The sequence below is a fragment of the Flavihumibacter sp. CACIAM 22H1 genome (genome assembly GCF_001601815.1).
Lineage (GTDB): Bacteria > Bacteroidota > Bacteroidia > Chitinophagales > Chitinophagaceae > Flavihumibacter.
Genome location: NZ_LUKG01000134.1, coordinates 1 through 5480 on the forward strand (window position 1 = coordinate 1; position 5480 = coordinate 5480).

The window sequence follows — 5480 nt, forward strand, 5'->3', positions numbered from 1 at the left end:
AAACTGTACAGATTTTGCCTGGTTTGCCTCCCCCTCACTACAGCTTGCGTCTGATAGCCTGCTATTGCCCTCTGGCAAAAAAATTACCCTGGAGCTTGCTGTCAGAAAAGGCAATGAAACCAACTGGAAGCAGGGCTTCGCTTTCATGAAGGAAGCTATTCTACAACGATCTGCCTGGCTGGGCGATTATCCTTATCAAAAAATGACCGTCGTTGATGGCTACCAGGGGCCCGGATCCGGAGGAATGGAATACCCAACCATTACTGTATTAAATGCCATAGAAGACGAAAGGCAGCTAGATGTTACGATTGCTCATGAAATTGGTCACAACTGGTTTGCACTGGCAGTTGCCAACGATGAAAGAAGCAGTCCCTGGCTAGACGAAGGCATTAATACCTATTATGATTACCGGTATGAAGCAGTCCGGTATCCGGAAACCAATGAGAAAAGAGGGTTTCCTGCCAATCGTTTTCCGGCAAATGAACGGCTGGCTTTTATCAGGGGGCTCGAAAGCATCCATGCCGATCAGTCACCCGCAACACCAGCCGCATTGCTGACACCATGGAATTACGGTTTAATGGTGTACGAAAAAACAGCCTTGCAATTACAAGCGCTGGAAAAGACCATAGGACGGCAAACACTGGACAGTACAATGCGAGCCTATATAAGCGATCATTTATTCCGCCATCCCGACAGTAATTCCTGGAAAAAAGCATTTCCTACAGCTTCTATTGCCAGTGCACAGAAAATTGACTCACTCAGTATCCGTCGTATAAAACCGGTTTTTCTATTCAGCAGCCGACAACCCGAAAACTACCAGTATATTGGTATTGGCCCGGCGATCGGATTTAATAAATACGACGGCATACAACTGGGTGTATTCTTTCATAACTACCAATTGCCCCTGAACAGGTTTCGTTTTTTTATGGCACCAACGCTGGGAACGGCAAGCCGTGCGTTGGGGGGAATTGCGCATGTTAGTTACCATCTTTTTCCCGGCAATTCGCGCACTCATCGCATTAAAGAATGGACGATTGGTACAGATGTACTTAGAACAAGGATGGACAATTTTAAGGCTGGAACCACAGATCTTCAATTTGGTGTCTTAAAAATAGCGCCCTATGTCCGAATGAATATTTCACCGGCTACTGCCCTCTCCAAGAAAGAGAGCTTTATTGAGTTTCGATCTTTTATCTTCCGCGAAGAGCAACTTTCCAGCAGAACCGTTATCACAGAAACAGATACCAGTTACCTGGATGAACGTATTGCTACGCACAGAACGCTTCAGCAACTCCGCTTCTTTCATGCCAATCATCGAATCCTTTATCCGTATGACCTCGATGGCCGGGTAGAAATGGGGGCAGATTTTTCCCGCCTCTCTCTAACCGCCCGGTATTTTCTGAATTACCCGAACCAGGAAGGAGGCCTGCGTGTTCGGTTTTTTGCAGGCAAGTTTTTCGTTCACGGAAACAATACCCTTAATAAACAACAGGCCAACAGCAGGTATTACTTAAACCTCACAGGGCCGAATGGCTACGAAGACTATACCTATAGCAATTATTTTGCCGGTAGAAATGAATTCAATGGCTGGATGAGTCAGCAAATCATGCTGCGCGATGGAGGCTTTAAAATCCGGACCGATTTATTAAGTAATAAAATTGGTCGCTCATCCGATTGGTTATCGGCCCTCAATCTTACAGCCGACATACCTTCCTCTATCAACCCGCTCAGCAAACTTCCTGTAAAAATTCCCCTGAAGCTGTTTATGGATATCGGAACTTTTGCTGAAGCATGGAAAGGAGAACAGGATCAACCCAGGTTTTTGATGGATGCCGGCTTGCAGGTAAGCCTTTTCCGAAACCTGGTTAACATTTATATGCCTATTCTAAACAGCAAGGTATTTCGCGACTATAACCAGTCTACACTGGGCAGTAAAAAATTTCTTAAAACAATTTCCTTCAGTATCGATATTCATCAATTGTCTGCAAAAAAATGGTTACTGCAACAGAGCTTCTAATACCATGAACCAACCTATCCGCTATATTAACGGAACTGATATTTCCCTGCCACAATGGAAGGAATGCCTGCGGCTGGGTGGTAGGGGAACTTTATATGCAGAACCGGCGTTCATGAAGGCTATGGCGGGCGGGTGGGCAGCATTTGTACTGGGCAATTATGAAGCGGTGCTACCGGTTTTTCCACGAAAAAAATGGGGTATTCAATATTTGTATCAACCTGCCTTTATTCAGCAATCGGCTATTCATGCCAGTGGTATCCTGTCTCCTCAAGTGGTAACAGCTTTACTAACAAAGGTTCAGGCTACATTCAAATTTGGTGAAATCTATCTTAGCCCCGCAGAAGGTATTTGCGCAACGGCTTCAAAAAAAAACTTCCTGCTTTCCCTGCAGCCCTCCTATTCCGTTCTTGAGGCCAGTTACAAACCGGATCTTCTCAAAAACAGGAAGATTGCCAGCAGGCAGGCTTTTCGTTATCAGAACGGTGCGGTTGACCGGGTGCTTGGTCATTTTCAACAAACGTATCAAAACAGGTTGAACTACACGGCACAGGATTACCAAGCACTGGGCAGGTATTGCCAACAGGTTAAGGAGAAGGACCGGGTAATTGTACGAGAAGTATGGCTGGGTGAAATGCTGGAAGCAGCCTGCCTTTGTATCGCAGATCAGGAACGCATTTATCTCTTGCTGAATTATACGGCAGCTGACGCAAGAAAACGAGCCGCCAATCATTATCTGTTAGACCAGCTTATCAGAGAATACGCGGGCTCTGGCAAACTGCTCGACCTGGAAGGATCTGACCACCCCGGCATTGCACATTTTTACCAGAATTTCGGCGCTGTAAATGAACCGTATTATTTTCTGGGATGGAACCGGTTACCCTGGCCGCTACGGCTGCTTAAACCAGGTTATTAAAGACCCATTTCCCGCTCTTCTAATACTTTTTCAGCTATCAGTAAATCTAGCGGTCGGGTTATTTTAATATTGGTTGATTCCCCTTCAATCAGGTTTATTTTTACGCCCAGTTTTTCTACGACACTGGCTTCGTCGGTAAACGACTCATGAAAATCCTGTTCAAAGGCTGATTTTATAATTTCGGAATAAAAGGTTTGGGGCGTTTGGATAAGTTTTACTTTATCCCGATCAACAGGCACCGAACCATTCAGGGTTTCAAGTCGAATTGAATCAACGGCCGAAGTAGCGGGAATTGCATTTCCTTTATCAACGGCGCCCTCATAACATCGGCGGATCAGTTCTGGCGTCAATAAACATCGTACTCCATCATGCACAAAAACAATCGAATGGCGACGAATATGCGCTAATCCATTCCGTACAGAGTGGAAACGGGTTTCCCCACCGGTGGTCATCCAGATCCGGTCAGGATCATAGGTAGATCGAAGGATGCTTTGCCCGCGTTCTATATGCTGTTCGTGTAGGACCAGGACGATCTGTAAATCAGGATAAGCATCCAGGAAAGCATTGAGGGTGTACCAAAGCACCGGCTTATCTCTCAGCAATAAAAACTGCTTGGGCAGGGAGGTGCCCATTCTAAGACCAGATCCACCCGCCACAACAACTGCATATTTTTCCATAGTATCAAATTACGAAAAACGTAATTTGCAAATATGAGTAAAATTAGGCAGTATCCGGGTGTCGTTTTCCTCCTGTTGTGGGTCGCCTGCCGGCCGTCCCCTGCACCAGCAGAAAAAGTGCTGGCCATCCGGGAAATGGGTGCATTGGCCACCACTGAATATACTGTTACTAAAATTGTAAAGGCCGAGGATAACAAAACCTGGTATAAACTGGGAGATCGTAAAATCCTGATGAGTATTGAAGCAACTATTAAAGCCGGCATCGACCTTAAGAAAATAAAAAATGAGGATGTTCAGATAAAAGGAAAGGCTATCCGTATCCTGCTTCCTGCACCAGAAATCATATTGATTCAATTACCTCCTGATAAAATTAAACTGGAATACGAAGAACTTGGATTACTGAGAAGCAGCTTTGATCAGGCGGAGCGTATGCAGTTATTGGAGCAGGCCGAAAAGCAAGTGGAAGCAGCCCTGCCAGAAACCGGCATCCTGGAGAACACCCGCAAACATACCCGCGACTGGATACAGCAGTTCTGCAGGCAACTCGGATTCGAAGAAGTAACTATTGAGTTTAACGATCAACAGCAAGCCCCCGTATTACGATGAAAAAAATTCTCCAGCTCTGCCTTATTCTGTTGTTCCTGACCGGGATCTACTGGTTCTTTGCCAAAATGCAGTGGTTACCTTCGCTCAGCAGTTTTTTCACCCCCTCTCCTGTACTCATAGCGGAAACACCGTTGTTGATTACCGGAATAAAACAGATGGCAACCCTTATGACAGTGGAAGCTTCTGACGAAGTGGTTATTAGTAAAATCAGGCAGGTAAAACCCGGATCACCCAAAAAAATTGCAGAATGGCTGAGCCCTGTTCCCATAATCCAGGCAGAACGACTGGTGCTTATTGTAAAAGGAAAAGTTTTTGCAGGCACCGATTTAAATAAATTGGATAGCAGTGCTGTTTTTATTAACGGTGATTCTGTTTCTCTCACGATCCCTTCCGCCCGCATCCAGGACATCCAGGTTAACCCCTCAGGAACCGAGGTTTTTATTGAAGAAGGTGCCTGGAGCCAGGAAGAAACCAGTCAATTAATGCTGGATGCAAAAGAAAAGCTTAGACAACGGGCGCTGGAAAAACAAGTTCCTGCAAAAGCTGACGAACAAGCGCTGCTTATTCTTCGTAATTTTCTTCACTTACAGGGCTTTAAAAAAATCAGGGTAGCTACGCTGGATAACTAAGTAGGAGTTTACATTCTTCCAGCAGCTTTTCTTTATTGATGGCTGCTGTACCCACTTCTTCACACACCAGTCCACCAGCTATATTGGCAACAGCTGCAAAAAGTTCAATATTTTTTGTGGCAGCATATACCAGTGAGGCAACGGCAATAACCGTATCACCGGCACCGGAAACGTCTGCTATGTTCCTGATATGAGAAGGAATCAGCAGCGATTGGTCGTTCTGTTGAACAAACACTCCTTTTTCTGAAAGCGTTATAAAAGATATGGAATGCTGTAATTCTTTCTGAAGTCGCTGATGAACATCTGACAATTGAGCCAGTTCAATTTTATCCAGGGAGAGGTTAAGCCCTTCTTTTACTTCCTTTAAATTAGGTTTGAAAATATCTACGCCCTTATATGCAAAAAAATTCTTTTTCTTGGGGTCTACCGTAGTAATTACTCCTTGCTTTTTACACAGCTGTACAATTTCAGAGATCAGGTGTTGGGTCAGAACGCCTTTATTATAATCTTCCAGCAGCAGTACATCGGGTTTTTCCTGAAGAATATAAGCAGCTATGCGATCGAATAAGGCCTGCTCTTCGTTGGCCGTCAGGTCTTTTACCGTTTCCGCATCAATGCGCATCATTTGCTGATTTCGG

At 45.0% G+C, this 5480-nt stretch carries 6 protein-coding genes; 4 read left to right on the forward strand and 2 right to left on the reverse strand.

Annotation, left to right across the window (positions count from 1 at the left end; translation table 11 throughout):
* Both A1D16_RS20965 and A1D16_RS20970 read left to right on the forward strand, forming a co-directional pair.
* A partial coding sequence (locus A1D16_RS20965; RefSeq protein WP_290713413.1) for a M1 family aminopeptidase occupies positions 1–2017 on the forward strand: 2017 nt, incomplete at its 5' end.
* A gap of 4 nt (positions 2018–2021) precedes the next feature.
* The gene (locus A1D16_RS20970) at positions 2022–2930 is read left to right on the forward strand and encodes a GNAT family N-acetyltransferase (RefSeq protein WP_290713416.1); all 909 of its coding nucleotides are present in this window, start codon (positions 2022–2024) and stop codon (positions 2928–2930) included.
* Here A1D16_RS20970 and A1D16_RS20975 read toward each other — a convergent pair.
* A complete protein-coding gene (locus tag A1D16_RS20975) occupies positions 2927–3607 on the reverse strand; it encodes a 2-C-methyl-D-erythritol 4-phosphate cytidylyltransferase (RefSeq protein ID WP_290713419.1) in 681 nt (226 codons plus the stop codon). The two genes, A1D16_RS20970 and A1D16_RS20975, sit on opposite strands and share 4 nt — an antisense overlap.
* A 33-nt stretch (positions 3608–3640) precedes the next feature.
* Between A1D16_RS20975 and A1D16_RS20980 the strand changes: the two genes are divergently transcribed.
* Entirely contained in the window at positions 3641–4213 is a 573-nt protein-coding gene (locus A1D16_RS20980; RefSeq protein ID WP_290713422.1) for a DUF4230 domain-containing protein, read from the forward strand.
* Positions 4210–4842, forward strand: coding sequence for a DUF4230 domain-containing protein (locus tag A1D16_RS20985; RefSeq protein ID WP_290713425.1), 633 nt, complete (start codon positions 4210–4212; stop codon positions 4840–4842). The genes A1D16_RS20980 and A1D16_RS20985 overlap by 4 nt, the downstream gene beginning before the upstream one ends.
* Here the strand turns inward: A1D16_RS20985 and A1D16_RS20990 are convergent.
* Positions 4826–5480: PfkB family carbohydrate kinase (locus A1D16_RS20990; RefSeq protein ID WP_290713428.1), on the reverse strand; the 655-nt coding region annotated here is incomplete at its 5' end. The two genes, A1D16_RS20985 and A1D16_RS20990, sit on opposite strands and share 17 nt — an antisense overlap.

What these genes read in the sequence shown, in the direction of transcription:
- A1D16_RS20985 (WP_290713425.1), top strand. Translation starts at nt 4,210, where the DNA reads ATGAAAAAAATTCTCCAGCTCTGCCTTATTCTGTTGTTCCTGACCGGG.
- A1D16_RS20975 (WP_290713419.1), bottom strand. Translation starts at nt 3,607, where the DNA reads ATGGAAAAATATGCAGTTGTTGTGGCGGGTGGATCTGGTCTTAGAATG.
- A1D16_RS20980 (WP_290713422.1), top strand. Translation starts at nt 3,641, where the DNA reads ATGAGTAAAATTAGGCAGTATCCGGGTGTCGTTTTCCTCCTGTTGTGG.
- A1D16_RS20970 (WP_290713416.1), top strand. Translation starts at nt 2,022, where the DNA reads ATGAACCAACCTATCCGCTATATTAACGGAACTGATATTTCCCTGCCA.